This window comes from Clavibacter zhangzhiyongii (assembly GCF_014775655.1).
Lineage (GTDB): Bacteria > Actinomycetota > Actinomycetes > Actinomycetales > Microbacteriaceae > Clavibacter > Clavibacter zhangzhiyongii.
The window spans coordinates 1,719,333-1,745,287 of the sequence record NZ_CP061274.1 but is presented as its reverse complement, the minus strand read 5'-3'; the positions used below and the strand labels follow the sequence as shown (position 1 = coordinate 1,745,287).

Genomic DNA, 25,955 nt, shown 5'->3' with positions numbered 1-25,955 from the left:
CCCGCCGAATAGGGGTGGCCGGCGCGCGTAGCGAGGGGCTTGCGCTTGCTGGTGATCACCCTCGCCACGAGCCGGGAGCCAATTGTGGGGGGATGGGCGAGCAGGTCCGCCAGGAACGATTCGTGTACTCCCGCATCCGTCGACTAGGTCGTCGCGGGCCGTACCACCCACGGCCGATCGGCTGGACGGTCACGCCGATCGGTTGCAGAGAACGCTTCTCGGGAAGGACGCGCGACGAGGGACCGTCTTCCGATACTGGTCAAGCCCCGCCGCTCTGAAGCTGACGTTGCGGAGCTCCTCCTGAGGGAGGCACGTCACTCACCCGATGAAGCTCGGAGACAACATGAGAATCGCCACCAGCGGGCTCGCAGCGGCGGCGGCGGCCATCGCCATCACCGGATGCCTGTCGATCGGCTTCATCGCGCCGGCGGCCACTCAGGCCGACGAACGCATACGCGCCTATGCCGCCCCGGCCGCCCATTCCAGTTGGACCGCGTTGCCCACGCCGACGCACCTCACCAGCCCCTCCGAGGACAGGGCCCTGGCGATCGCCCCTCCCTCGATCTGCATCGGCGCGAATGCGTGCACCCCGATCCGCGGCTCCGGCGTCCTCGGCCAGACCGTCATCATCACGTGCACGGCGACAAGGAACCCGTTGTTAAGAGAGCGCGGACCTGCAGAGGTCACCACCGTCTACAAGGGCATGTTCGGGGTGGGCGTCTGGACCTGGTCGCTGCTCACCCAGACACCCGACGCCGGCGATCCCACGGACACCTCGATCAAACGCGGCGCCGAGCACAACGACGTCGAGTCGAAGGACGCCCCCATCATCTCTGCCTAGGCGCGACATGCGGCCCGTGCCGATCCCTCTGTCGGCGCCCGCTCCCCCTCGGGTGCCGCACTGGCCCGGGGCCAAGACGGACGTCGATCATGCCGATCTGCGGCAGGCAGCCCTATTGAAGAAGAGATGGAGACTTGGATGCCGGTTCAGCCCGCCCACCTTGCGTGGGGAGCAACGACTCGGAGGCAGTCTGTCGTTGCACTGACAGAGTCGCCGAGGCACAAAGGGCTCGATGCTCTACGCGCAGTCGCGCTCACGGCCGTGATCCTCTTCCATGCAGCACCGACGGCAGTGCCTGGGGGGTACGCCGGTGTCGATGTGTTCTTCGTCATCAGCGGCTTCCTCATCACGGACTTGATGCTGCGGGAGTGGGGCGCTACCGGCACTATCCGCTATGGAGCCTTTGCAGCCCGGCGCGCCCGACGGCTCCTTCCAGCCGCCACGGTGGTCGTCCTGATCGCAACATCGTGCGCCGTCGCCGTGGGTGGAGACGTGCTGGTCGGTCTGCCAGCTCAGTTGCTGAGCATGGCGCTGTTCGTGACCAACTGGCAGATGCTCCTCGCAGGCGTCGACTACTTCCAACACACGACCGCGGGCCTCTTCGACAACTTCTGGTCCCTCGCGATCGAGGAGCAGTTCTACGTCATCTGGCCTCTCGTGCTGGCGGGGGTCATGCGTGGTAAACGGACGCTCCGTGGCCGGTGGCTCTGGGTGGCAGCGACGGTAGCTGCAGCAGTCCCCCTGCTCCTCACGTTGGCAGGTATGCCGAACGCCGCCTACCTCGCCAGCCCAGCACACGCCTTCGGGCTAATGGCGGGCGCAGCCCTCGCCGTGTCGATTCGGCGACGGCACGTGCCACCTACCCAGAGATCACGGCGCACCCGACGCGTATGGATGGTAGCGGGGTCAATCTCGCTGGTCGGCTTCGGGAGCATGATCCTGGCTCCGATCGCAGCCGATCCGTCCTCCCGCGCCGCGGTGACAGTACTCGGCGCCGCCTTTGGCACGACCATGGTGGTGGCCTGCGTGCAGTCAGGTGAGCGCTTCCTGGCCCGGGTCGACGAGGGGCCCATCGGATGGATCGGCCGACGGTCGTACGGGCTCTACCTCTGGCATCTGCCCATGGTCGTCCTCGTGGCGAACGCTGTGCCCGATGCCGACGGCTGGGAGGCCGCCTTGGGCACGCTGGCCGCCATCGGGGTGTCTGTCATCGCCGCAGCAGCGAGCTACAGGTGGTTGGAGCTTCCCGTCATTCGGCAAGGGTTCCGGCTGACGCTGCAGCGACCAGCTGCTGCCATGCTCGCGGTCGCCCTGGTAATCGGCCTGGGGGCATCGGCTGCTGCCACGGTCCACGCCGATCCCGGTCGAACCGAGGCGCAGCGGCTCGTCGAGGAGGGCAGCACAGGGCTCGCCTCCCCAGGCGACGACGGCATGACAGATCAGACCGCGCCGGGACCTGATGGCGGTATGGAGCTGGCATCACCATCGCCACCCGCCGCGACGCCGCAGACCGCCGCTCCTTCCCCCCAGGCTTCCCCCACGCAACCGGTCGTGCCGCCGAGCGAAGTAGATGGCGCGTCCATGATCGCGGTCGGCGACTCGGTCATGCTCGCTTCGGGGCGCGCTCTCCAGCAGGCCTTCCCCGGTATCGCCATCGATGCGGTCGTGAGCCGCCAGCTACCTCATTCCGCGCGGTACATACGCGCGCTTCTCGCTGACCGGCCTGCGGCGAAGGTGGTGATCATCGGGCTGGGCACGAACGGCGCAGGTACCAGCCGCGACCTCGCCGAGGCGATCGATGCCGCAGGAGCTCGCGAGGTCGTGCTCGTGGATGTCGCGGGTCCTATGTCCTGGACGACGCGAGTCAACGAGATGGTGTATGACGCCGCGAGAGATCGCCGGAATGTCCATGTCGCCAAATGGCAAGCAGAGGCCAGTGCGCATCCCGATCTCCTCGCGAGAGATCGCATCCATCCTGGCCCTCGTGCTGCCGATCTGTATGTGTCTGCAATAAAGGCAGCAATACACTCCGCTTCTTCGGATGACCGACTGGATTGAGTGATGCACGCTGGGCCTCGGAAAGTGCCTTATCGACGGCGGCGCGGCCCATTCGGCTCCGCACGTCGTGCGGCGCCGAAGGACGCGGTGCCGCCTGTGGATGGCTCTCCCACTCATGGCGGCGACAATCTAACATGTACTACATCTCGAGCATGAAACGCTCGAACTCGAACGCCAAAACTGCCCACTATAGATTTGAGATCCAGATGACCCTCGCCCTTTCCTTTCGAATCACCCTCGTGACTGTTGCCGCCAGCGCTCTGGCGGCTCCCGTCATGTTCTCGTCCTCGGGCGCCTTCCCGCCCCCCGAGGTATCCGCGATCAGAACACCACCGTCTGTCTCGTCACCGGCCTGGTCCTGACCTGCCGCGATGCGCGGTGCGGCACATAACGCTTGTTGGCTCGAATCCATTGCATGCTGCTGATTTGGTCCGCCAAGTAGCGCCCGGCTCGGGACGTATCCCCCATCTCGTGCTGACGGGATGGGCCGCGACGCGTTGGATGCATCACGCTGGCCACAGGACAAGATTTCGAAGAATGAACACCAGGCGATGTACATTTGACACTCGCGCCTCTCGGCAGCCGCGAGGCAAGCCAGAGGAGCCGCATCGCGAATACGGCACCGCGGGCAACGTTGCGTTTTACGACAAGCCAGCGAACGCACTGCTCAAATAGTGCCCAACTCCGCCCCTCGGGGCCAATGCCTGCCTCTGACCTCTGGTCGAACTAGCTCAAACTTCCGCCACGACACAAGACACCACCCTCGTCGCGAAGGCACGTGATCTTGTGCGGCGTTTTACGTCCTACTCCCTGCATTCCCGGGTAGAACTCCCATCGCCTGGGCTTCCGCAGGTAGCACATTCCCTTAGAGAGATAGGAAGCACAATGACCGACACCACCCGCACGATCCCCTGGGACGGCTCCCTCGACGACCGCGCCGCCCGGGCCCTCGAGGCACCCGGCGGCCTCGTCGTGGCCGCCACGAAGGTCGGCTACATCCTCATGACCACGGACGGCGCCGGCCTCGAGCGCAAGTTCGACGCGAAGCAGCGCAACCGCGAGAAGCCCGGCGTGGTGCTCTGCACGAGCATCGAGCAGCTGAAGGAGCTCGCGGTGCTGAACGACGAGATCCTCGCGTTCTACCAGGAGCACTGGGACGCCGACGTGCTGCTCGGCTGCATCCTCCCGTGGCGCGAGGACGCGAAGCACCTCATCCCCGACGAGGTCGCCGGCGAGCTCGCCATGGACCGCCGCGGCACGAGCTGCTTCGTGATCAAGTTCGGCCGCCCGTCCGAGCAGATCGCCGAGCACCTCTGGAAGAGCCGCCGGGTCTCGTTCGCAAGTTCCGCGAATCCATCCGGGAAGGGCAACCGCGGCCGGGTCGAGGGCATCGGGGAGCGCATCGAGCGGCAGGCCGACGTGATCGTCGCGGCCGACGACTACGTCGCGTCCATCCAGCCGGGCCTCGACGAGACGAGCCGCTACGAGCAGGGCGTGATGGTGTCCATGGTCGACGCGTCCGGCGCGCTCATCCCCGAGCAGCGCGGTGAGCGCTCGGTCAGCCCGAACCCGACGCTCATCCGCCGCGGCCTCGCGGTGGACACCATCATGTCGGCGCTCGCCCGGTCGTTCCCGTCGTGGGACTACCGCCACGGCCAGTACTACTGACCTGGACTCCCTCCATCGATTCCATGTGCGAGTGCAGAACATCGGCACTGAGCGCCGGCGCACTGACCGATGCACGCGAATACGCGCCGTTCCCCCGCTCTGGATCCATCTACGGCGCTTTGAAGATCACGTCCCACCCCATCTGATTAGGAGTTTCATATGTCTGAGAACACTGCCGCCCACGTGGCCACGACCTACTTCGAGGCGCTCGGCCGCGGAGACATCCCCACCGTGATGGCGCAGTTCGCCGACGACGTCATCTGGCACCAGCCCGGTGCCAACCGCTTCTCCGGGACCCACCGCGGTGCCGACGGAGTCGGAGCCCTCCTCGGAGGGATGATGGAAGCGAGCCGGGGCACCTTCCAGCTCACCGTGACCGGCGCGCCCATGGTGAACGGCGATGACGTCGCCGTACCCATCCGCTTCACCGGATTCTACGGTGAGAAGAGCATGGACATGGCCGGCGTCGACCTCCTCACCGTCCGCGACGGCCACATCGCCGAGGTTCGCCTCTTCTCCGAGGACGGCACCGCCGAAGATGCATTCTGGGGCGACGCCGTCTAGAGGACACCACCGGAATCATGCGGGCAGCGGCTCAGTCGCAGCTCTGATGCTCGCCATTCCCTGTCGAAGTCGCGCTGGCGGATCGATCGAGCTCGGTCCGCCAGCTCGCTTCTCACTAAGAGTCCGGACGCTCGCCAAGGGAAGGGCCCCGTAACGCGTCTGTGCTTCTTCCCCCGACCTGTTGGCGGCGAATGCGCTCCAATCGACTGTCCGGCAGCCGCCGATGCGCCGATGAGTGTCACCCTCCGGGTCGATGTCATGTGAGGCGTGTCCGTCTTCTACTTGTGATGTCTCCCGCGGGCGTCGCCCGCGACGCTTTGCGCCCACACGCACATCATTGATGCGAGTCGATCCGGTCAGACCGAAAGGGACGACTTTTGCCGCCACTTCGGCATGGCTGTCCTTCCCAGACGCTGAGCATCCCGGCTACGCCGCATTTCAGAGTTCGTTCCGAGGCCGACTCCAGCGGCAGCAAGGATCTTCCATGTCAGTCCATCATCAGGCCTCCTCGAAGCGCACGCGACGAGGTGGCAGCACCATCCGCGCCGTCGCCGTCGGGGTCGTCTTTGCGACCGTCGTCCTCTCCACCGGCTCGACCGCATCGGCTGCCGAGGTGGATCACGTCGAAGCGATACCCGCAACCGATGGTCACTACATCGTCACGCTCCGTGACGAGCCAGCGGCGTCGTACGACGGTGACGTGGAGGGGCTCGCGGCCACTCGCGTGGCTCCTGGAGGTCGCCTCGATGCCACATCGGACGATGTGCAGCGCTACAGCTCCCACCTCGAGGATCTGCATGCGACGACGGTGAGCAGCGTCGGGGCGTCCATATCAGAGGACTATTCGCTCACGACGAACGGCTTCTCCACCTCGCTCACCGCTGCCCAAGTGAGACGCCTCCGGAGCTCGCAGGACGTGCTGAGCGTCGAGCCGGATGCGGTGATGCATCCAGCGTCGACACCCTCCATCCGTTCGCTCGGCCTCGACGGCGACGACGGAGTGTGGGCGCAGACGGGCGGCCAGGATCGAGCCGGCGAGGGTACCGTGATCGGCGTCCTGGATACCGGCATAGCACCACATAACCCGTCCTTCGCCGGTGCGCCGCTCGGCTCGAAAGCCGGCGCGGACCCGTGGCGCGACGGAGCCGGCATCTCCTTCCGGAAGTCGGACGGCGGCGTGTTCCACGGCGTCTGCCAGGAAGGCGAGGGCTTCACGTCCGCCGACTGCTCCACAAAGGTGATCGGCGCCCGGTACTTCATCGCCGGCCGAGACGCAGCGGCGGAGGCGAACGGGATGCAGGAGCCCCGCTCTCCACTCGACACGCGCGGCCACGGCTCCCATACGGCCAGTACGGCGGCCGGCAACGCGAACGTCGAGGCGACGGTGGCCGGGCGTGTAATCGACCGGATTTCCGGTGTGGCCCCCGCCGCAAAGATCGCGGCATACAAGGCCTGCTGGGCCGGACCGGACGCGTCGTCCGACGCCGATGACGGATGCGCGCACTCAGACATCATCGCCGCGATCGAGCAGGCGACGAAGGACGGGGTCGACGTCATCAACATGTCGTTCCAGGGCGACACCGATGATGCAGAGACCCGGCGCGCGTTGCTCGGCGCGGCATCTGCGGGGGTATTCGTCGCGGCGTCCGCCGGAAACGGCGGCCCCGACGCCGGTACCGTCGGGAACGCCGAACCTTGGGTGACCACGGTCGCAGCAAGCACCGTGCCGGACAACTACTCCTCAACGCTCGTGTTGGGGGACGGCCACCGTCTGGCTGGGCAGTCCGTCACGGTCGTGTCTCCAGTGTCCGGCTACCTCTCCCTCGCCGCCATGTCAGGCGTCTCCGGTGCCGTCCAGCCGGAGCTCTGCGGGCCGATGACCCTTGACCGCTCGAAGGTGTCAGGCCGGATCGTGGTGTGCGACCGCGGCACCGTGAATCGCGTCGACAAGAGCGCCGAGGTGCGGCGTGCGGGGGGCATCGGGATGGTCCTCGTCAACCCCACGGCCGACTCAGTGGACCTGGACGCGCATTCCGTTCCGACTATCCACTTCGACTCCGGCGCCCGTCAGAAGATCACCGACTACGCCGCGCAGATGGGCGCGACAGCCACCCTGGTACCGGGCAACACAACCGGCACGAGCGAGCCGGCGCCCCAGATCGCCAACTACAGCTCGCGCGGACCGAAGCAGGACGAGGGTGGGGATGTCGTGAAGCCCGACATCGCGGCGCCCGGCAGCGGCATCGTCGCCGCGGTCGCAGACGTGGATGGGAAACCGGCCTTCGGCGCCGAATCCGGGACGTCCATGTCGTCACCGCACATCGCGGGTCTCGGACTCCTCTATCTCGGCGAGCACCCGAAGGCCTCACCCGCGGAGGTGAAGTCCGCCATGATGACCACGGCGTACGACACGCTCGACAACAGGGGCACGGTGGTCACGGATCCATTCGCGCAAGGTGCCGGAGAGGTCCTGCCGAAGCGCTACCTGGACCCCGGTCTGCTGTACCTCAGTGGGCCCAAGGAGTGGGCTGGCTATGCGGCGGCAGTGGGACTACAACTCCCCAGACCAGCGAAGGCCGTACCTGCCTCGCAGCTCAACCTACCCAGCATCGCCGTCAGCAAGCTCCTCGACACCCAGACCGTCATGCGAACCGTCACCTCGACGAGAGCCGGCACATGGAAGCCCTCGGTGCAGGGGCTCGACGGCGTCGATGCGAAGGTGACGCCCAAGACGCTGTCCTTCTCGGCAGCAGGGCAGACGCGCACATTCTCCGTTCGTCTGACCACAAGGAACGGCGCGGACACGGACACGTGGTCCACGGGCTCGCTCACGTGGACCGATGGGACCACTACAGCGCGAATTCCTGTCGCGGTGAACCCGCAGGCCATCGACGCTCCTGCCTCAGCGACGGGGACCGGATCGTCCGGATCGTCCGGATCGACGAGCATCACCGTCACGGGAGGTGTCAGGGGACGCGTCACTCCCGCATTGGCCGGGCTGGCACGGGGCGAGCATCTGACGGGTACCGGACAGGGACCGGGGACGCCGACTGGCAGAGGCGCACGGGGTGAATCGCTCATGTACCCCCTCACCCTGGCCTCATCGCTCCGCACGCTGGTACTCGATGTCGCCCCTGTCGATGGGAAGACGGACATGGACCTTGTGCTCGCTCGTCGCGACGACGACGGCGCACTCGAAGCCGTGCAGATCGCCGAGTCGCCATCGCTGACGGAATGGATCATCGCCTCCGATCTATCGGCGGGCGAGTACACGATCGTGGTCGAGCCCGGCGGGACCGCAGGCACCGCTGCGGCTTTCAACGTCACGCAGTACCGCATCGACAGCGACACACATGAGGGAGCATTCTCCGCGTCGCCGACATCCATCCCTGTGAAGCAGGGGAGGAAGGCGACATTCCGGGCATCTTGGACAGGGCTCGAACCCGATGCGAAGTACGTCGGAGTCGTGTCGTATGCGGGATCTCCTCAGACGACGATCGTCGACGTCGATACCTCTTCAGCCTCCGCGTCCCCGCACTCGAAGCGGGCGCATCCCTCGATCACGCCGACCGCTTCGGAGCCTCCCAACGAACCATGACCCGAGCCCCGAGGCGGAAGTGGCTTGCACGGCGAAGTACTCGAACGGGGGCGGTGGAGGAGTACGACCAGCGGCCGTAGCGGCCCCGGCGGGACAGAGCAGGTGCCCGGCCTGTGGAATCCGTGCTCGCCGCGAGCCCCTCTTGCGCGGCAGTTTCCTTCCCAGCGGAACGAGCGCGCCGTAACGCTCTCGGGACTGACACGCGAGGTCAGCTTGCACGCGCCGGTGTCGCCTCAACCGCTGCCCCCCCCGGGTTTCACACATCGCCGCACAGCAGGATGATGCTCATGCCCAACTTCCGCCGTCTCCTCGGTGCCGCCGCGAGAGCGCTAGGCGACCACTCCTCCTCCAGCCACGACCGGCAGCAGCCGTCTCGCGGCGGTGATACCGAGTGGCGCAGCGTCGTCCGTTCCGCGGCAGACAGGCTCACCGGGGACGAGCGCACTCAGCGCGATCAGGTCCGTGGCGCCGATCCCGGGCAGGGCGACGGGCAGCGGGGCTCGGGACACCCGGAACAGCAACAATACGGCCGGCGCCAGGCCGGCCAGCTGACCGAGGCCGACCGCATCGCGCTCGGCAAGTACGACTACCTCCTCCGCACCGCGGACCCGGAGCAGCTCGAGCAGGTCCACCAGGACGCATTCGAGCGCCTCACCCCCGCGCAGCGCGAGCTCGTCCTCGCACGTCTCACCGAGGAGCTCCCCGCTCACGAACGGCCCCGCAGCGGGAGCGCCGCCGACCTTGCCCGCGCGGCCACCCGAGGGCAGACCAGCCGACCGGGCCTCATGCAGAGGGTGCTGGGCGGCCATAGGACGTCGAACCGCGGGAGCCGCAACGGTGCCGCCATGTTCGCGGGTGGCGCGGCTGCGGGCGTGGGGGTGGCGGCGATCGGGGGCGTGGCGGTCGCGGTCGCGTCCGGCGCCGCGCTCAGCGCGGCGGCCGGCCCGCTCCTGTCGGGGGCCATGGCGGACGGGATCGACTTCGCCGACCTCACAGAGGGCTTCGGGCTCGACGGCCTCCCCGACCTCGGTGGACTGTCCGAGGGCATGGGCGGCATCGCGCAGGGCGGCGAGGAGTACCTCACCGGCATCGGCGACCAGGTCGGCGGGCTCGGCGAGCACTTCCAGATCCCGGGGCTGGGCGACTTCTTCGACCGCTGAGCGCTCGCCTGCCGCGCCTGCTCACCAGCCGGAAGGCTCAAGTGAGGGCCCAAGACGGCCGTGTCCGTTAGCCGGTCCCCATCCGGACGCGTCGATGCATCTCGACCCTCATCTGTCAGGGTCTGTGTATGGCTGGCGAGTTAGAGACTGACCGGGACGGCCAAGAGGAGCGACGGAGCTCAGGGCGCGCATCCGTTGGGCAGGCGATGACCCTCATGGTGATTACTGTCTTCATCGCCGCCGGAGTTCAGGCGTTTTCGAATGTCGAGCTGCTGCCTCGCATGGCGCTGGGAGCAGGCGTCGTCCTCGTCGTCACGTTCGTAGGGCTCCGGATCATTCGACGACGGAACCTCCGTGCCGGTCGACGTCGTCCCTGACGAGTTCGGGTCCGGGTAAGGACGGCTAGCCGGACCATCAAGACGCGTGGTCATGGTCAGACTCATGAAACCTTCGAAACGTCAGCGTGGACTGTATAGTCAGCGCATGCTGACTCTTGCTTCGCGCGTCGACGTGATGAACCGCCTGGGCCGGGCGATGGCCGATCCGACGAGATCTCGAATCCTGCTGCACCTGCTCGACAGCCCGGGCTACCCGAGCCTTCTGGCCGAGGAGCTGAGCCTCACCCGCTCGAACGTCTCGAACCACCTGACGTGCCTGCGCGGCTGCGGGATCGTCGTCGCGGTACCCGAGGGCAGGTCGACGCGGTACGAGATCGCCGACGCGCACCTGACCCGGGCGCTCACCGCGCTTGTCGACGTCGTGCTCGCCGTCGACGACGGCCTGCCCTGCGCCGACGCGGACTGCGACGTGCCCCTGTGCTGCGAGCCGACCCCGTGAGCACCCTCATCAGCCCGACAGCGCTCTCCGCCGCCCGCCGCCTCGTCCTCCAGCGCCGGATCCGGTGGATCGTGGCCGCGACGATCGCTTACAACGTCATCGAGGCGATCGTCGCGATCTCCGCCGGCACCATCGCGTCCTCCACGGCGCTCATCGGCTTCGGCCTCGACTCCATCGTCGAGGTCCTGTCCGCCGCCGCCGTCGCCTGGCAGTTCGCCGCCCCCGACCCGGAGAAGCGCGAACGCGTCGCCCTCCGCGTCATCGCGGTCTCCTTCTTCGGCCTCGCCGCATTCGTGAGCACCGACGCGGTCCTCGCCCTCACCGGCATCCGCGAGCCCGAGCACTCCCCCATCGGCATCGTGCTCGCCGCGGTCAGCCTCGCCGTGATGCCGTTCCTCAGCCTGCTGGAGCGCCGCACCGGCACCGAGCTCGGGTCCGCGTCTGCGATCGCGGACTCGAAGCAGACCCTGATCTGCAGCTACCTGTCCGCGGCCGTGCTCCTCGGCCTGGTCCTGAACCTCACCCTCGGGTGGACCTGGGCCGATCCCGTCGCCGGGCTCGTGATCGTGGTCTTCGCCGTCCGCGAGGGCCTGGAGGCGTGGCGCGGGGATGCGTGCAAGACGCCAGTGTCCGCCCTCACCGGTGAGCGTGAGGTCGAGGCCTGCGACTGCTGTTGACCCCGCACCTCCCCTGACCCCGCATCACCGTACGGAGATCCATGAAGCGCACCACCAAGATCCAGCTGTCTCTCGCCGCCGGCCTCGTCGTCGCGGTCCTCGCGTCCGCGTTCGTCATCAGCCGTGCGCAACCGGAGTCGACCGTGGACGCGGCCACGGTCACGGTCGTGGCGGAGAACAGCCACCGTTTGGACACGGCGCCGGATGGCTCGGTCGTGTTCACCGAGTTCCTCGACTTCGAGTGCGAGGTCTGCCTCGCCGTGCACCCCTACGTCGAGGAGCTCCGCGAGGAGTACGCCGGTCAGGTCACCTTCGTCACCCGGTATTTCCCCATCCCCGCGCACAAGAACTCGATGAACGCCGCCGTCGCCGTCGAGGCCGCCGCCCAGCAGGGACAGTTCGAGGCCATGTACCAGCGCATGTTCGACACCCAGACCCAGTGGGGCGAGCAGCAGGACTCGAAGGCGGACGTGTTCCGCGGCTTCGCCAAGGACCTCGGGCTCGACATGACCGAGTACGACGCGGCGATCGCCGATCCCGCGACCGAAGCCCGCGTGCAGCAGGACTTCGAAGCCGGCATCGCGCTCGGCGTGACAGGAACACCCACGATCTTCCTCGACGACCAGCCCATCGAGCTCACCTCCCCCGACGCCCTCCGCGCCCAGCTCGAAGAGGCGGTAGCGAACAAGTAGTCGCCGGGCCGAACGCAACCACGGGCGACAGGAGATGCCCGCCACTCGCCCTCCTCCATCGATTGACATCTCCGTTGCAACCGTGGTCTTCCGAGGCGATGAGGCCACGCCCATGAGGGTTTCGATGGGATCGTGTGCGAGCCGTAGGAGCCTCGTGAGGATGTGCAGATCCGCCCCCCGAGGCGGCTACACCTGAGGGAATGACCCTGACCGACATCCTCCCGTCACTTCGTCGCTCCCTTCCGGATCCGATGGACCGCGATGCGTGGCCTGCCGGCACGATCGCCAGGGTCGACGACCTGATCGTGGAAGGCGCATCGATGACCGAGGCTGCGCAGATGCACGGGACTCCCCTGCTGCGTGAGGGCGACGCATGCGTGCGCCGCACGCAGGGTCTGCGCATCGCGACGGGGATGCGGGCGACGGTGATCGTGCTGCGCGTGCTCTTCGTCGCTCATCATCCAGGCGGCGCGTTGCTCCTGCACGTCGATGCGGACCTGTCCGGAGTCCCTGCCGCGTTGGAGGAGATGCGGCTGCTCGGTCGCGTCTCGACCGCTCATGACGCGCCGGCGTTCCTCGTCCACGAGGTGCCGTCCGCGCATGGCGCTCCGTTCCTCCGGTTGGGGTCCGGCCTTCCAGCCGACCTGTGCACCGGAGACCTCCTGGCGGTACCGGCGGCAGGGAGCATCCGACGCGAGCACGTGACCGTAGGTCTCCGTGCGGTCCCACTGCCCGTGACCGCGGCATGACGACGCGCGCCGCGACGGCGGCCGACCTCGGCGACGCCTCTCCTGCCGGACCGGGGACAGAAGCCACCCCGACGAAGGATCCCCGCACCCTCCTCCTCGCTCTCGTGGAGCGGGGCGATGAGGGCGCGCTCGTCCTGTCGGAGCGGCGGATCCTGATCGGCGATATGGCGCGTTCGGGTCCGCGCATCCGGGAGACTGCTCGCCTCCTGACCGCATCCGTGTCCACCATCGACGGGTTCATCTCCGACCTCGCCACTCATGCGGATGAAGCCGGTGACGTCGTGCTCGCCCCATCCGAGGACGGGTCGCAGATCATGGGCCGGGTGCTGGATGACATCGCGGTCCTGCAACGGGCGCTCCGTTCCCAGACCCGGGCCGTCGCCGCCATCCACGCCGCGAGCGGGACGCACGGTCGGTCGCAGCTGGACGCCGGCTACCGGCGCCGCACAGAGGATGGCATCGTCGCGCTCACGGGACGCCTCGGCGGCATCCGGCACCAGGTGCGCGAGGACCTCGCGATCCACTCGGCCCTGATGGCGGAGCAGCAGGGCGCGGAGCTGCGTGCCCTCTCGCAAGCGAGCCTGACGCTCAGCCAGGAGACCAGGGACCTCGCCCAGCTCAGCCTTCAGCGTGCCGATGAGAGCAAGAAGGTCTCCTCGTGGGCGGCGATCCTGTTCGCGCCCACCCTCATCGGCACCGTCTACGGGATGAACTTCCGCCACATGCCCGAGCTCGACTTCGTCTACGGGTACCCCCTGGCGGTCGCCGCGATGATCGCGATGGGTGTGACCCTGTGGCTGATCTTCCGCCGACGCGGCTGGCTCTGACCCTCCCCGCGTGACGCCGGAGGATCAGCACCACTCCTCGAGGGCCACGTCCCGGATGTCTCGACGCCGGATATCCGCCCAGCTGACCACGATCCGCGGCACGACGAGCGGGTGGGTCACCAGATGCACGATTCGCGCCTCGAGCAGCTCCGCTGACGGGCATCCCGCCGCCAGGATGCCGGTGACGACGATGCGCCTGCCGACCTCGCGCTCCACCCGCGCCTGGACTGTTCCGACGAAGGCGTCCACGGCACGCCACGCGCCCCGGGTCGGGTCGACGTCGATGACGAACACCAGGTGACGCAGTGGCGAGAGCCCCTGAGGGACGCCAAGGGATCGGAGCCGCTTGCGCAGTCCTCGCTGCCGTGCGTCCACGCCGATGACCACGACTCGCGCCTCGTGCAGCGGCAAGCCGCCTTCGCTCCTCGCGCTGAGGATCCGGAGGGGATCACCGCTGAACGCCACCCGCGGTGTCACGGATGCAGCAGTCATGCGCGTCATGGATGCGACGAGGGCCGCGGATCCGCAGGCGCTCGCACTTCCTCGCCGACGAGATCAGCGCGGAGCAGAGTGCCGTCGCACGGGATCACCAGCAGCTCGCCCACGCCCACGTCGAGGGGCAGGGAGATGCGGTGAGTCGACGACGAGCCCGCGAAGCGGACCCGTGCCCGGACGCGACGCACCCTCGCGGTGCTCCGCCCGATGAGACAAGCCTCGGACAGGATCGCCGCACGCCCCTCAAGCGCCGCATCCACCACGATCACGCGCCGTCCGCGCGCATCACCCTCCACGGCCGTCACGTGCGTGAGCACTGCGCTGATGAACGCGACCGGTGAGGTCACGACACCGTCCGACCAGGGCTCGATCAACGCCCTCACACAGGGGTACGGCGTAGTGGCCTCCGCCGCCAGGGCCGTGAGCGAGACGCCGTCGATGACGACATCGCCATCGACGTGGACAGTCCCCTCAGGCCACGAGCCGATGCCGGCCATCGAGGCCAGGACACGGGAAGACGGCATCGAGCAAGGCACGCCTATCCACGGCATCAAGTCAGAACCGGCGACGTCGACGCGGCGGCACGCGACGGGCGTCAGCCCATGGGCGGGCGTCACGGGGCAGGACGGGGTGCACCTCCTCGGAGAAGCGCACGTCGTGGAGCGTGATGTCATCGCGGCAGGGGATGACGAGGACGTCGCCGACAACGAGGTCCTGCGGGAGCGACGGCCGGCACATGCCTGGACCTGCGTCCGCGCGTCCCGCGACGATCCACGTCGGCGCCGACATCGCTGCCGGGACGCGGCCGAGGACCCGAGCGCGACCCCAGTCGGGCGAGACACGGTCCAGGTGGGCGTCGATGCACACGACGCGACCCGTCTCCTCATCGTCGAACACGGCCGTGACCCGCACTAGGACGGAGCCGCCGACCGGATGCTGTCCGTCCGCGGGCTGGGCCTCTTCACTGTGCACGCACGGGGTGCCGCAGAGCTCCACCAGCCGCAGGAGCGAAAGACCCCGCACCACGACATCCCCACCGACAGGCACCACACGATCCCTCACAGACGACTCCATGACCTCAGGATCACGCTGCGCATGCACTCGAGAAAGGGACCCTCACAAAAGGCGCACGCCTATCGTCGGGATCATCACGACCCGCTCACATGTCCCGCCGCGACGAAGGACTCGGCGTCCGGCAGGGGATCCATACCCGGACACGCACGGCCGTAAATCCAAAGGCAGTGACCGCCATTGGCGTCAGACTGCGGGCGTGCTCGCGGATAGCCAAGTAGAGACGCGAGCGTTGAACCACTCCGCGCACTGAAGGGGCAAGCCGCGCCCGGCACCGTCAACGAGCTCCAGGGCGCTACCGGGCAGCGCCGCCTGGGTCGCCGTCGCAGACTCGCGCATCACGGCCCGCTCCTTCCGCCCGGCCAGAACAAGCGCTACACCGGGGAAGGCTGGCCACTCCGTCGGGATCTGGAAGCGCATGTTCTCCTCGACGGCTTTGAGCAGAGTGGGTCGGGTGATGGCGGCGCTCGTCGCGATGTAGTCCTCCATCAGCTTAGGAGGGATGAAGAGCTCGCGGGCTTGGAGGCGGGCGAACCAGCGGCGTCGCGCTAGAGGCGCCGAGATCGCCAGTGCGTTCAGCGTGAGTCGCGTGAACGGGATCGGGCGCGCTTGGGCACTTACGATCATGGCTCGGCTGACGAGGTGTGGATGTTCGGACGCAAGCTGCATGGCGAGCTGGGCACCCAGAGAGAAGCCGATCACGGCGACCGGTCCCTCGGCGTTACGGCTCAGCATCGTGGCGAGAGCATCCACTGTGGCTGCATGTGCGCGGTAGGGCTCGTCAGCGCTGTTGCCGTGTCCTGGCAGGTCGGGAACGAGCACGAGATGCGTGGACTCGAGGTGCTGCCGCAGCGAGGTCCACATCCAGCCGGCTACTCCACCGCCGTGAAGGAGCAGGACGGCAGCGCTGGTGTCCGTGCCGAACCTGGCGATGTGCATGGTCGTCATGATCGCATCCCGGCAAATCAGGTGGCGGGCGGTCGTCGCCTCCACCAGCCCGGACGGGTATCCCGTATCGGACGTCTCCTCCGGGGCTCCCACCTCTCCCTCATGGGGTGGACCGGGTCGCCCTCCGCGGCCTGTCGCGTGGCTGTCGGGGTGCTGTCGGGTTCATGTCGTGGTGCGCGCGGATGCCCGTCCCTACCGTGGAGAGCATGAACGAGATACGAATCGTCGACCTCCGCACACAGCGCGGCTGGACCCAGGAACGACTCGCCGAGACCAGCGGCATCACCGTCCGTACGGTGCAGCGCCTCGAAGCCGGCAACGACGCCAGCCTCGACACCCTCACCCGCGTCGCCAAGGCACTCGAGGTCCCCGTGCGGGACCTCTTCGCCACCGTCGACCAGAGCGACTACGGACGCTCCGTCACCGCCCTCGACACCCGAGCCGCACGGCAGCAGGAACGCCGCGACACCATCACCGACGGACTCGAGGCCCTCTACTACGGCATCGGCGCGCTGTTCACGATCGCCGTCATCGTCGGCGTCGCCTCGAACACGTTCACGAACCTCGCGATCTTCCTCATCCCCGCCTACTGGATCGCCGGATGGCTGCTCTCGATATTCCTGTTCCTCGTCATCCTCAGCCCACGCCTGGACCGCCGCTACCCGCTGTCGCGCAACCGGAAGCCGCCGACATCCGACGCGCGAACCTGAGCCGGGCACGACGGACCACGTTGCACCGGCGCGTCGGCGAGGGATGCGTGCCGGGACGCCGCGGGAGGAGTGCACCGACGGGCGCGCCTGGAGCGGGAGGAGCGGATTCGTCGTCCCGGCCGGCCCTTCCTAGGCTCGGAAGATGGACGAGGACGTGATCGGACGGATCGTGCTGGGCCTGGTCATGGTCGCCAGCGGGGTACTGGTCATCCGGGTCGCGCACAGCACGGCGAACGGGAGGCTGGGGCGCAACCAGGTCGCGGGCATCCGCACGGCGTCGACGCTCGCGAGCGACGCCGCCTGGCTCGCCGCGCATCAGCGGGCAAAGCGGTCGACCCTCGCGGCGGGCGCGTGCGCGATCGCCTCGGCGGTGCCCACGGTGCTGCCCGTGCCGTTCGGAGCAGTGCTGGCCACGGTTCTCGCCGGGTGCCTCGCGATGCTCGGCTTCGCGATCCATGGGACGGTCGTCGGCGGGCGGGCAGCACGCGAGGCGCAGCAGAGCGAGCACGGGCGGAGGCCGGAGCGCGACCGGGGGCACTGAGCCGGGAAAAGGTACTGACCCGCGTGAGACTTGGACCGCAGAATCTTTTCGCGCCAGGCAAGCGGGCACGGCCAGAAACGGAAATCACGTCGCTGATCCACCTCATCACCAATTGGTCATGCAGTGGCCAACCGCAGATTCCTCAAGATTCCATCAGGTAGACGGTCCCTAAAGATGGGATTCGCCGTGTTCAGTTCAGCGATTGTAGCTTCATCGCCTCACCTAGGCATTGCCAGGTTTTTTGGAGCAACGGCCCAACTGCCTGACGAGAGCCGGATTCATTAGATAGGGGACGTGCGCGGTGGTGGTCGGCTGCTTGTCGAGCTGGACGCACCCTGCGTACGTTCGGTGACACCAATCAGTACTCGATGAAGGAGAATGATGAACGCGCACCGTTATCGCATCCCCACCGCAGTCCTCTTGGCCGGGGGCCTGGTGCTGACGTCGACGTCGATGGCATCCGCCGCCCCGACAGCTACGAATGCCGTCATCGCGCCGGCATCCACCAGCGCACCGACATTGACCGAAGCCGAGCTCGCGGAAGTGGGCCTCACCAGAGAGGACGCTGACGCGATCGTGCGCGAGGCGGAGGCTGCGCTAGCGGCGGCAGAAGCGCGGGGTGAGATCACTGCGGCGGACGCGGCAGCATTCCGCCAGCACCTGCTGACCACCGGCAGCGGCGGTAGTGGCGAGGTGTCGACGCAGGCGCTCCCTGTGTGGGCGGCAGCCGCCATCATCGGATGCGCCGGCAGCGTCATGCTCGGCGAGGGAGCCGACCAGGTCAAGAACGCCCTGCGCACCGGTGGTGTGGACAGTGCCACCGACATCGCCCTCGGCATCGGCGTGGACTGCGTCTTCGGCGCCGTGCCCGGCGGCGCCATCGGCGCTGCAGCGAAGAAGACCTTGACGCAGCCGATCAAGGACACCCTCCGACCGGCGGTCAAGAAGGTCATCGAGACGTTCCAGCGCAACAACGACTGAGTTCCTCGAGGTCGGGGGCGTCATCACGTGCCCCCGACCTCGCCGTCCCGGCCCGTTTGGACGAGATACCCGTTTGGACGAGATAGGAGAGTGGACCGATGAGAGACCTCGCACGGTGGCTGTATCCGCTTCTGCTGGGCGGCGCGTGGGGGAGCCTCTGGGCCGCCGTCACCGCATGGCGCCAGGGCACGGGAGATGCGGCGCCATGGCTCTTGGGTGCAGCAGTCATCGCCGGATTCCTTGCCGTGCCAGCGATCACGATCGCATCCCGACCGCTGGTGGCCTACTTCTTCGGCTCCTCCCGACGCACGTTCGCCATCATCATGCTCGTCGTCCTCACCGTCGGAGGACCACGCCTGCTCCTGTCGCCCGAGGCCGTGATCGACGCCGTGACTCTGCTGGTCATCTCCGTCGTGCTCGCTGCCATCGCCGCGGGCGCGGCACGGTACGCACTGCGGCGTGAGACGCCCGACTCGCCAGAGGGTCTCGACAGCGCTTGATGACGTCACACAGGCCGTGCAGCACCTCGGTGGCACAGAAGCCGTGGCTCGCATTTCTTGAGGCGGGCCCTCTGCGATCTTCTTCGGAGTCGCTCACGGGGTCTTGCACCCCGCGAACCCCTATCCCCGGCTTGGGGTTCTTGCGTTGACCGTGCGGCCTCTTGGCCCGTAGTCCGCCGCCTGCGGCCGCTTCTTCCTACCCGCGTTGCGACCGTACTGGGGTGTCGGTGTCCTCTGAGGTCGCACACCTCAGAGCGCCCATTCCATGTGCACCGACCGGACGTCTGCACCGTGGACGTCAACTGGTTCCTCAGGATGACCGCGAAGGGATCCCTACCCGGACTCGGATGCGCGCCACGACCCGTCACGTGACGGCGAGGACGCCGCCGGCCTCGTCAGACCGTCGCGGCCGCGACGGACACCCCCTGGCGTGGTACCCACGATCCGGGTGAAGGCCCGATGGAAGGCGGCCTCGGAGCGGTAGCCGAGCTCCCCCGCGAGTTGTGACGCCGTGATGTCCTCGGTCGTCAGTCGGTGCCGCGCGACGTCCATCCGCCACCGGGCGATGTAGGCCATGGGGCTCGCGCCCACGAGCTCTGCGAAGCGCGCACTGAACGAGGATCGGGACATGGTGGCGGTGCGCGCGAGGCGCTCGAGATCCCATGCATTCCCCGGCTGGGCATGCACGGCCTCGAGCACGCGGCCGATGCGCTCATCCCGAAGCGCTCGGATCCACCCGGCGGAGCCGGCCTCGTCCCGTCGGATCCAGGAGCGGAGCGCCTGGACCACGAGGACGTCGGCGAGTCGTGTCGCGACCGTGTCGCCGCCGACCTGGACGGTCGAGAGCTCGTCGGCCATCAGCCGCACGGTGTCGTGGATGGAGGCGCCTGCCGAGGCATCAGCGTCCTCCACTCGCAGCACCTCTGGGAGCCCGCGCATCAGCTGCCGGGCAGCGGGACCCTCGAACGCGACGATCCCGCAGATCAACTGCGTCACCGCCCCCTCTCCCCCGTGCTCGAGCACGGAGAAGCGGTCGCTCAGGTACCGCTGCGGCAGCAGGTCCACCCGCGCACCGCGTCCGCCGTCAGGAGCGCTGAGGAGGTGATGGCCGAGCCCATGCGGCACGAGCGCGAGGTCACCCGGGCGGAGCTCGATCGGTTCCGCGCCCGGCAGACGCAGCCAGCACACGCCGCTGGTGAGGACGTGGAAGCTGACGGAGTCGGCGACCGCCGGCATCTCCAGCGCCCATGGGTCCCGGAGCTCGGCGTGGCAGTAGAAGGTTCCCGTCATGCGCAGGGAATGCAGCACCCGGTCCAACCGGCGACGCGGATCAGCGTCCGGGTCCACTGTCATGGCTCGATCCTCCCACCCGTCACGAGAGGATTCGGACGGATGAGCAAGATCAGGCGACGGAGCAGCATCCTGCCGCCGCGCGCGCTCCCTACTGTCGGATCAGGAGTTCGACGACGAGAGGACGAGCCATGCACGTGATCGCCGGAGCGACAGGACGAGTCGGAGGCGCGACCGCGCGCGCCCTGCTGGGACAGGGGGCCGAGATCCGGGTCCTCGTCCGCCGAGCAGCGGACGCCGAGGACTGGCGGGGTCGGGGAGCCGAGGCGCACATCGTCGACCTCGTCGACAGGGACGCGCTCGACTTGGCGTTGCGCGGATGCGCGGGCTTCTTCGTCCTGCTGCCGTTCGACCCGTCCGTCGACGACCTCGACGCGCACGCCGACGCGCTGATCGCCTCGATCGCGGGAGCCGTCGCCGACCAGCGCGTCCCCCACGTCGTCGCCCTCTCCTCCGGCGGCGCCGATCTCCCCACGGACACCGGTCCCATCGCGGGCCTGCACCGGTTGGAGCGGGCACTCCGGTCCACCGGCGCCATCATCACCGCGCTCCGACCCGGGCACTTCCAGGAGAAGGTCGCCGACGTCATCGACACCGCCAGAACCGCGGGCGTGTTCCCCGTCCTCGCGCCCACCGCCGACGCTCCCGTGCCGATGGTGGCCGCCGCTGACGTGGGTCCGATCGCCGCCGGCAGCCTGCTGGATCCGCCGGCGGTCAGCGAAGCCGTCGACATCGTCGGCCCCTCGTGGTCGGAGAGGGAGGTCGCCGCCGTCCTGGGCGCGGCCCTCGGTGGGGAGCTGCACGTGGAGGTGATCGAGGAGGCCGCATGGCTCACCACGCTCATGGACGCCGGCCTCCCGCCGCACGCCTCCCGCAGCCTCGTGGAGCTGCATCACGCGGATGCGCACGGGCTGCTCGCGCCGCGGGGCGACAGGCGCGTGCACGTGAGCACCGGGATCGCAGCCACCATCGAGCAGCTGCTCGCCCGCTGAGGCACGCACCCGGTGAGCCCCTACGCCCCGGACGTGATCCTCCTCGTCGCGATCACCGCGAACGGTCTGCTCGCCGGCGTCTACCTGGCGTTCGCGGTCGCCGTCTCCCCCGCCCTCCGCCGCCTCGACGCACGCACCCACGTGCAGGCATTCGCCAGCATCAACGGCGTCATCGTCAACCCGGTCTTCCTGACCCTGTTCTTCGGGGCGCCGGTCACCGCTGTCGCGGCGGCGGTCATGACCTGGTCGTCAGCGACGTGCCAGGTGACCGGGATCGTCGCGGCAGCGTGCTCCCTGACCGCCTTCGTCATCACCGTGGCCGTCAACGTCCCTCTCAACCGCGCCCTCGAGGAGTCCTACGCGGGCGATGACGCGCGGGCCCTCATCGCCCGCGACCGCTTCGCCGACCGATGGGACCGCGCGAACGCCGCACGCACGGTCGCGTGCCTAGCCGCCGTCCTGACCCTCGGATGGGCCGCCGTCGCATCGTGAACCGCCTACCGACTACGCACGTCTCCCTCGATGCTGCACGGTGCGTGGGGCAGTGTCCGGATGGGGATGGCTTCCCGGATGTCAGTCGTGCGTCGTGCGATCAAGACGAGCTCGTCGCTCGGCGACGCGACGCGCGCGGAGGTCACGGATCAACTTCGGTCCAGAGCTCGCGAAAATCAGCCCCAGCACGCCTTGCAGCCATAGAAAGCTTGGGTTGGGGTCGATGACGATGCTTGCGATAGTGCCGACGACCATCAGCACGCCCACGGCAAACCACATCCACTCCAACCGGTGGAGCCACCGCGGAAACTTCTCGCTGTCCATGCCGCCAACGTAGCCGCCTGTCGTTCATGGCCGATGGGCGGTGGGAATGCAAGGCGATCAGACGGGCCATGCCGGCACGACGCGAGGCGTCCGCTAGGGGACCCTTCACCGGACGCCGCGGACGACTGGCGCCCGGTCGAGGCCCCGACACGGCGCGGTGTCTCAACAGACCAGTCCGCTGAAGAGTCCGGTGAAGGGGGGCTAAGCGAGACACCCTCCGTGGCCTCTCAGCTCGTGATCGCGGCCGCGGCTTCGGCTCTCTGAATGTCCCGACGTCGGCGGTATAGCGTCGCCCTCGACATGCCCATGTCGCGCGCGACCTGGGCGGCCGGCTCGCCGGCATCGATCAGCCGGGCCGCGTTCTTGACCTGGCTATCGGTGAAGGCCTGGCGCCGGCCGCCCAGGTCCTTGCCCGCGGCCCGACGCTTCGACACCGAGTCGGTGATCCTCTCCCGCTTGATCTCGAGCTCCATCTGCGCGAGCGCCGCCATCACGGTGAAGACCATCGACCCCATCGGGGTCGCCGTGTCGACGTCTCCCCCGCCGAGGTTCAGCACCCGAAGCGACGCACCCCTCCCCCGCAGGTCCTCCGCGAGAGCGAGCATGTTCTGCGTGGACCGACCGAGGCGGTCGAGGGTCGTGATGACGAGGGTGTCGCCGTCGTGCAGCGCGCGCAGCGCCTCGTCGAAGGCAGGCCGCGACGCGCGAGCTCCGGAGACGCCGTGGTCGACGTGGAGGTCATCGCGCCGGATGCCGGCGGCGAGGAGGTCGGTGGTCCGTCGATCCGCGTCCTGCTGCCGCGTCGACAGCCGCGCGGACCTGATGAGCTTCCCCCGGCGACCGACCTGTCTCGCACCCGACGGTGGCACAGCCGATCAGGCACCTACGTGGATCACATGGTCGAGCGACACTCCCCCACCAGGAAGCAGCAGCACCCCGAGGGCGGCTCGTGAGGCGTCATGCGACCCGAGGCTCCCGAGTCGCGCCGCCGCTGCCACGCGCCGTCACCGCTCGGTCAGGCCGCCGGTGACCCTTCTCGCGACATGTGGGGGCGGAGTAACCCCTCCCGTCCCGTCGGGGCGCGACCGGACTAGGCGCGCCGCGTCAGCCGCGCGTGAGCTGCGCCCGGTTGGCGGCCAGGATCTCGTCGGACAGGTCGGGGTCCGCGTCGGCCACCGCACGGGACACGATCATCGATCCGACCATCTGGGAGAACATCGCGACGGCCCGCTCACGGGCTTCCGCCGCGGTCACCTCGACGCCGGTCTCGCGTGCACGGTCGAGGACCATGTCGGCGATCGTGCTGATGTGGCCCTCGAGCCCGATCCGGTACTCGCCCTGGGGCAGGACGCCGTGGCGACCGGCGTCCACGGGCAAGGCGGCCGACGGGCAGCCGGTCTCCGGGTGGTCGCGGTGGCGGTCCGTCACGTAGGCGTCCACCATGTCCTCGAGCGCGTCCGCGGCCGAGTCGCGGTGCGCGGCTCGGATGCGGGTGAGGGCGTCGAGGGAGTCGGCGAAGCCGCGCCGGTACACCTCGAGGGCGAGCTCCTCCTTCGAGGCGAAGTGGTTGTAGAACCCTCCGTTGGTCATGCCGGCGGTCTTCATGACGTCCTGGATGCCGACGCCGTCGACGCCATGGAGCTTGAAGCCCTCGCTCGCCGCGCTGACGATCCTCTCGCGGTTGAGCTGCTTCTGCTCCTGGGTGATGCGCGGCACCTCGGCCACCTCCTGCACGTCGACACCCGATCCGGATGGGTGAGGTCGGCCCTCACGAGCTTTCGATGTTACATGACATCAAAGAGGTCGACGAGGGCGCGATCGGGCTTGACTTCCCGCGCTGTCGCTTGTCATCATCACTTTGATGTCGCTCGACATTAAAAGCGGGGTCGGCTCCTGGGCCTCCCCCGACGACCGAGGAGAACACCATGTCCGACACCACCACCAGCGCCCGCATCCCGGCCTACAGCATCACCGAGGTCCTCGAGATCCTCGACCCCGCCGGCGCCCAGCGCTACGCGGAGCTGACCCCCGGTGTCGTCGAGAGGTTCGGCGGTCGCTTCGTCGTCATGGGCGCCTCCCCCGTCGCCGCCGAGGGTGACGCCGGCATCGCGGTGGCCGTCGTCGAGTGGCCCGACATGGAGAGCCTCACCACCTGGTACGACTCCCCCGACTACGCCCCGGCCCGTGAGATCGCCGCGACCGCGATGCGGCGCCGCCTCACCTTCCTCCCCGGCGTCCCCGCCGCGGAGTGACCGCGGCGTCCCCGCGCGGCTCGGCTCCGCGACTCGTGGAGGCGGGTGCAGGAGGCGGCCGCCCGGGCGTCCCCGCGACGACCCGCGCGCTCGTCACGGCGACGGGATTTGACCACTCGTGACTCCGCGCCGTACGGTGATTGAAAGTTCAATAAAACGGGGGGGGGGGAAGTCCGGGTCGCCGTCGGAGGCGATGCTCACGGCAGCGCCGTCCGGCAGGGCGTCATCGCCGGAGCATGCCGCGACGTGTCAGGCGCCCAAGCGCAGGCGCGACGCGGCAGCACCCTCCCCACTGGTGCGCGCCCGGAGATGCTGTCCGGCCTGCCCGTCCGGCGGACGGGATCCGCTCCGGGCCGCGACGTCGGAGCCGCCTTCCGAGCGCGGCGCCATCGCGAGCCCCGGTCCCGGCGGCCGCTCCGGCGCACCTCGACGGGCAGCACCCGGGCCCGCACTCCCCCGCCTCCCGCTCATCACCGAAAAGAGGAGAACCCGCATGCGCACGATGCTCCACCCCGCCCGCACGTCGCCCGTCCTCCAGGACGCCGCACTGCTCATCGCCCGCGTCGCCATCGGCTTCATCCTGATGGCGCACGGGCTGCAGAAGTACCTCGAGTACACCCTCGACGGGACGGCCGCCTCCTTCACGCAGATGGGCGTGCCGGCCCCCGGGTTCTCGGCGGTCTTCGCCGCGACCGTCGAGACCGTCGGCGGGGCGGCGCTGATCCTCGGTCTGCTCACGCCGGTGGCCGCCGCGCTGAACGTCCTCAACCTGATCGGCGCCCTCGTCATCGTGCACGCCGGCAAGGGCGTCTTCGTCGACGGCGGGGGCTACGAGCTCGTGCTCGCCCTGATCGCCGACCTCGTGGTCGTCGCGCTGCTCGGAGCGGGCCGCATCAGCCTCGACCAGCTCGTCAGTCGACGCCGTCGGACCGCCTGAGCGCGAGCGCATCACGAGGATCCCCCGGGACCCGTGAGACGGGCGCGGGCCCAGGGCTCGCGCCCCTCGTCGACGCCGTGAGGATCGACGGGGAGCGCGGGGTCAGGCCGCCTCCGTGCGCGACGCCACCCGGAAGCGGCGAGCGGCGATGCCGGCCGCGATGCCCGTCAGGATCCATGCGGCGACGTGCAGGGGCACGTATCCCCCCTCATCGCCGACCAGCACCTCCCGGCCGGTCTCGAGGACGACGAGCAGGGGGCCGCCGATCCACGCGACGAGGGACCAGCCGTCACGACGGCGCCCGAGGGCGCCGACCGCGCCGAGGACCGGCCCTCCGACAACCGCGGCCGACGACCAGACGGCGACGGGCCACAGGGACGAGCGCGTCCCCGGGGTGCCGAGCCAGAGGACCCCGTAGTAGGACCACACCGCGGCGAGCAGCGTGAGCGCTCCGGCGACGATCGACCCCCGCATCCGCGGCATCAGGCCCCCGCCGACCAGGCCGACGACGGCCCACATCGAGCCCAGGTCGAGGAACGCGAACGCCTGCACGAGGGTCGTCGACCGGATCCCCTCGGGCGAGACCGCGACGGCGAACACGCCCACCTGCAGGAGCGCGAAGGTGCTCCCCAGCGCCGCGGCAGCGAGGAGCCGCCTCATCCGACCTGCCGGCCCGACGCCACCGGAGGGC

At 68.8% G+C, this 25,955-nt stretch carries 29 protein-coding genes; 20 read left to right on the top strand and 9 right to left on the bottom strand.

The genetic code is table 11. From position 1 onward, the window contains the following. Positions 1–343 precede the first annotated feature (343 nt). The 6 genes from H9X71_RS08285 (at position 344) to H9X71_RS08260 (ending at position 9,889) form a co-directional block, all read left to right on the top strand. Positions 344–841, top strand: a complete 498-nt coding sequence (locus tag H9X71_RS08285; RefSeq protein ID WP_191146669.1) for a hypothetical protein — start codon at positions 344–346, stop codon at positions 839–841. A 126-nt stretch (positions 842–967) separates the two neighbouring features. Continuing rightward, entirely contained in the window at positions 968–2,899 is a 1,932-nt protein-coding gene (locus tag H9X71_RS08280) for an acyltransferase family protein (protein ID WP_342355626.1), read from the top strand. A gap of 885 nt (positions 2,900–3,784) precedes the next feature. Continuing rightward, positions 3,785–4,567 (top strand): L-threonylcarbamoyladenylate synthase, encoded by a 783-nt coding sequence (locus H9X71_RS08275; RefSeq protein ID WP_191146667.1) that lies wholly within the window; start codon positions 3,785–3,787, stop codon positions 4,565–4,567. Between the two features lie 159 nt (positions 4,568–4,726). Next, positions 4,727–5,131, top strand: coding sequence for a nuclear transport factor 2 family protein (locus tag H9X71_RS08270; RefSeq protein ID WP_191146666.1), 405 nt, complete (start codon positions 4,727–4,729; stop codon positions 5,129–5,131). 484 nt (positions 5,132–5,615) lie between these two features. Further along, positions 5,616–8,729, top strand: coding sequence for a S8 family serine peptidase (locus H9X71_RS08265; protein WP_191146665.1), 3,114 nt, complete (start codon positions 5,616–5,618; stop codon positions 8,727–8,729). Between the two features lie 287 nt (positions 8,730–9,016). After that, positions 9,017–9,889 (top strand): cation-transporting ATPase, encoded by an 873-nt coding sequence (locus H9X71_RS08260; RefSeq protein WP_191146664.1) that lies wholly within the window; start codon positions 9,017–9,019, stop codon positions 9,887–9,889. A 179-nt stretch (positions 9,890–10,068) separates the two neighbouring features. On the opposite strand, the gene H9X71_RS08255 is transcribed toward H9X71_RS08260, so the two are convergent. Further along, positions 10,069–10,332, bottom strand: coding sequence for a hypothetical protein (locus tag H9X71_RS08255; RefSeq protein ID WP_191146663.1), 264 nt, complete (start codon positions 10,330–10,332; stop codon positions 10,069–10,071). A gap of 40 nt (positions 10,333–10,372) precedes the next feature. Here H9X71_RS08255 and cmtR point away from each other — a divergent pair, with 40 nt between their 5' ends. The 5 genes from cmtR (at position 10,373) to H9X71_RS08230 (ending at position 13,671) form a co-directional block, all read left to right on the top strand. Further along, positions 10,373–10,726, top strand: coding sequence for a Cd(II)/Pb(II)-sensing metalloregulatory transcriptional regulator CmtR (cmtR, locus tag H9X71_RS08250; protein WP_191146662.1), 354 nt, complete (start codon positions 10,373–10,375; stop codon positions 10,724–10,726). After that, positions 10,723–11,403, top strand: coding sequence for a cation efflux transmembrane domain-containing protein (locus H9X71_RS08245; protein ID WP_213003937.1), 681 nt, complete (start codon positions 10,723–10,725; stop codon positions 11,401–11,403). The genes cmtR and H9X71_RS08245 overlap by 4 nt, the downstream gene beginning before the upstream one ends. Positions 11,404–11,444: 41 nt before the next feature. Beyond that, positions 11,445–12,095 carry a DsbA family protein gene (locus H9X71_RS08240; protein WP_191146661.1) on the top strand — a complete coding sequence of 217 codons (651 nt, stop codon included), beginning with the start codon at positions 11,445–11,447 and terminating at the stop codon, positions 12,093–12,095. Between the two features lie 200 nt (positions 12,096–12,295). Beyond that, complete coding sequence (locus H9X71_RS08235; RefSeq protein WP_191146660.1) at positions 12,296–12,844, top strand: hypothetical protein; 549 nt, start codon at positions 12,296–12,298, stop codon at positions 12,842–12,844. Beyond that, entirely contained in the window at positions 12,841–13,671 is an 831-nt protein-coding gene (locus tag H9X71_RS08230; RefSeq protein WP_191146659.1) for a CorA family divalent cation transporter, read from the top strand. The genes H9X71_RS08235 and H9X71_RS08230 overlap by 4 nt, the downstream gene beginning before the upstream one ends. A 24-nt stretch (positions 13,672–13,695) precedes the next feature. Here the strand turns inward: H9X71_RS08230 and H9X71_RS08225 are convergent, their stop codons facing one another. Together H9X71_RS08225 and H9X71_RS08220 are read right to left on the bottom strand one after the other, a co-directional pair. Continuing rightward, complete coding sequence (locus H9X71_RS08225; protein ID WP_213003936.1) at positions 13,696–14,163, bottom strand: hypothetical protein; 468 nt, start codon at positions 14,161–14,163, stop codon at positions 13,696–13,698. Positions 14,164–14,168: 5 nt separating this feature from the next. Then, the gene (locus H9X71_RS08220; protein WP_191146657.1) at positions 14,169–14,663 is read right to left on the bottom strand and encodes a hypothetical protein; all 495 of its coding nucleotides are present in this window, start codon (positions 14,661–14,663) and stop codon (positions 14,169–14,171) included. On the opposite strand from H9X71_RS08220, the gene H9X71_RS08215 reads away from it, so the two are divergent. Beyond that, the gene (locus tag H9X71_RS08215; protein ID WP_191146656.1) at positions 14,653–15,081 is read left to right on the top strand and encodes a hypothetical protein; all 429 of its coding nucleotides are present in this window, start codon (positions 14,653–14,655) and stop codon (positions 15,079–15,081) included. The genes H9X71_RS08220 and H9X71_RS08215 overlap by 11 nt on opposite strands. Positions 15,082–15,423: 342 nt before the next feature. On the opposite strand, the gene H9X71_RS08210 is transcribed toward H9X71_RS08215, so the two are convergent. Further along, positions 15,424–16,185, bottom strand: a complete 762-nt coding sequence (locus tag H9X71_RS08210) for an alpha/beta fold hydrolase (RefSeq protein WP_244961519.1) — start codon at positions 16,183–16,185, stop codon at positions 15,424–15,426. Between the two features lie 206 nt (positions 16,186–16,391). Between H9X71_RS08210 and H9X71_RS08205 the strand changes: the two genes are divergently transcribed. From H9X71_RS08205 to H9X71_RS08190, 4 genes are all read left to right on the top strand, one after another. Beyond that, positions 16,392–16,895: a helix-turn-helix domain-containing protein gene (locus tag H9X71_RS08205; RefSeq protein WP_191146655.1), complete on the top strand. Its 504-nt coding sequence runs from the start codon at positions 16,392–16,394 to the stop codon at positions 16,893–16,895. A 142-nt stretch (positions 16,896–17,037) separates the two neighbouring features. Beyond that, positions 17,038–17,436, top strand: a complete 399-nt coding sequence (locus tag H9X71_RS08200; protein ID WP_191146654.1) for an SdpI family protein — start codon at positions 17,038–17,040, stop codon at positions 17,434–17,436. A 378-nt stretch (positions 17,437–17,814) separates the two neighbouring features. Beyond that, entirely contained in the window at positions 17,815–18,417 is a 603-nt protein-coding gene (locus tag H9X71_RS08195; protein WP_191146653.1) for a hypothetical protein, read from the top strand. A 98-nt stretch (positions 18,418–18,515) separates the two neighbouring features. After that, entirely contained in the window at positions 18,516–18,917 is a 402-nt protein-coding gene (locus H9X71_RS08190) for a hypothetical protein (protein ID WP_191146652.1), read from the top strand. Positions 18,918–19,250: 333 nt separating this feature from the next. Here H9X71_RS08190 and H9X71_RS08185 read toward each other — a convergent pair whose 3' ends face one another. Continuing rightward, a complete protein-coding gene (locus H9X71_RS08185) occupies positions 19,251–20,270 on the bottom strand; it encodes an AraC family transcriptional regulator (protein WP_191146651.1) in 1,020 nt (339 codons plus the stop codon). Between the two features lie 128 nt (positions 20,271–20,398). Between H9X71_RS08185 and H9X71_RS08180 the strand changes: the two genes are divergently transcribed. Together H9X71_RS08180 and H9X71_RS08175 are read left to right on the top strand one after the other, a co-directional pair. After that, positions 20,399–21,259, top strand: coding sequence for an NmrA family NAD(P)-binding protein (locus H9X71_RS08180; RefSeq protein WP_191146650.1), 861 nt, complete (start codon positions 20,399–20,401; stop codon positions 21,257–21,259). Positions 21,260–21,271: 12 nt separating this feature from the next. Then, positions 21,272–21,751 carry an anthrone oxygenase family protein gene (locus H9X71_RS08175; RefSeq protein ID WP_191146649.1) on the top strand — a complete coding sequence of 160 codons (480 nt, stop codon included), beginning with the start codon at positions 21,272–21,274 and terminating at the stop codon, positions 21,749–21,751. 81 nt (positions 21,752–21,832) lie between these two features. Here H9X71_RS08175 and H9X71_RS08170 read toward each other — a convergent pair whose 3' ends face one another. From H9X71_RS08170 to H9X71_RS08160, 3 genes are all read right to left on the bottom strand, one after another. Continuing rightward, positions 21,833–22,075, bottom strand: a complete 243-nt coding sequence (locus H9X71_RS08170; RefSeq protein WP_191146648.1) for a hypothetical protein — start codon at positions 22,073–22,075, stop codon at positions 21,833–21,835. Positions 22,076–22,302: 227 nt separating this feature from the next. Further along, a complete protein-coding gene (locus H9X71_RS08165) occupies positions 22,303–22,944 on the bottom strand; it encodes a recombinase family protein (RefSeq protein ID WP_191146647.1) in 642 nt (213 codons plus the stop codon). Positions 22,945–23,179: 235 nt separating this feature from the next. Next, complete coding sequence (locus tag H9X71_RS08160; RefSeq protein WP_213003935.1) at positions 23,180–23,809, bottom strand: TetR/AcrR family transcriptional regulator; 630 nt, start codon at positions 23,807–23,809, stop codon at positions 23,180–23,182. Positions 23,810–24,000: 191 nt separating this feature from the next. On the opposite strand from H9X71_RS08160, the gene H9X71_RS08155 reads away from it, so the two are divergent. Beyond that, positions 24,001–24,327, top strand: a complete 327-nt coding sequence (locus tag H9X71_RS08155) for a DUF1330 domain-containing protein (protein ID WP_213003934.1) — start codon at positions 24,001–24,003, stop codon at positions 24,325–24,327. 493 nt (positions 24,328–24,820) lie between these two features. Further along, the gene (locus tag H9X71_RS08150; protein WP_191146646.1) at positions 24,821–25,264 is read left to right on the top strand and encodes a DoxX family protein; all 444 of its coding nucleotides are present in this window, start codon (positions 24,821–24,823) and stop codon (positions 25,262–25,264) included. A 102-nt stretch (positions 25,265–25,366) separates the two neighbouring features. Here H9X71_RS08150 and H9X71_RS08145 read toward each other — a convergent pair whose 3' ends face one another. Next, the gene (locus H9X71_RS08145) at positions 25,367–25,924 is read right to left on the bottom strand and encodes a hypothetical protein (protein WP_191146645.1); all 558 of its coding nucleotides are present in this window, start codon (positions 25,922–25,924) and stop codon (positions 25,367–25,369) included. Between the last annotated feature and the right edge of the window lie 31 nt (positions 25,925–25,955).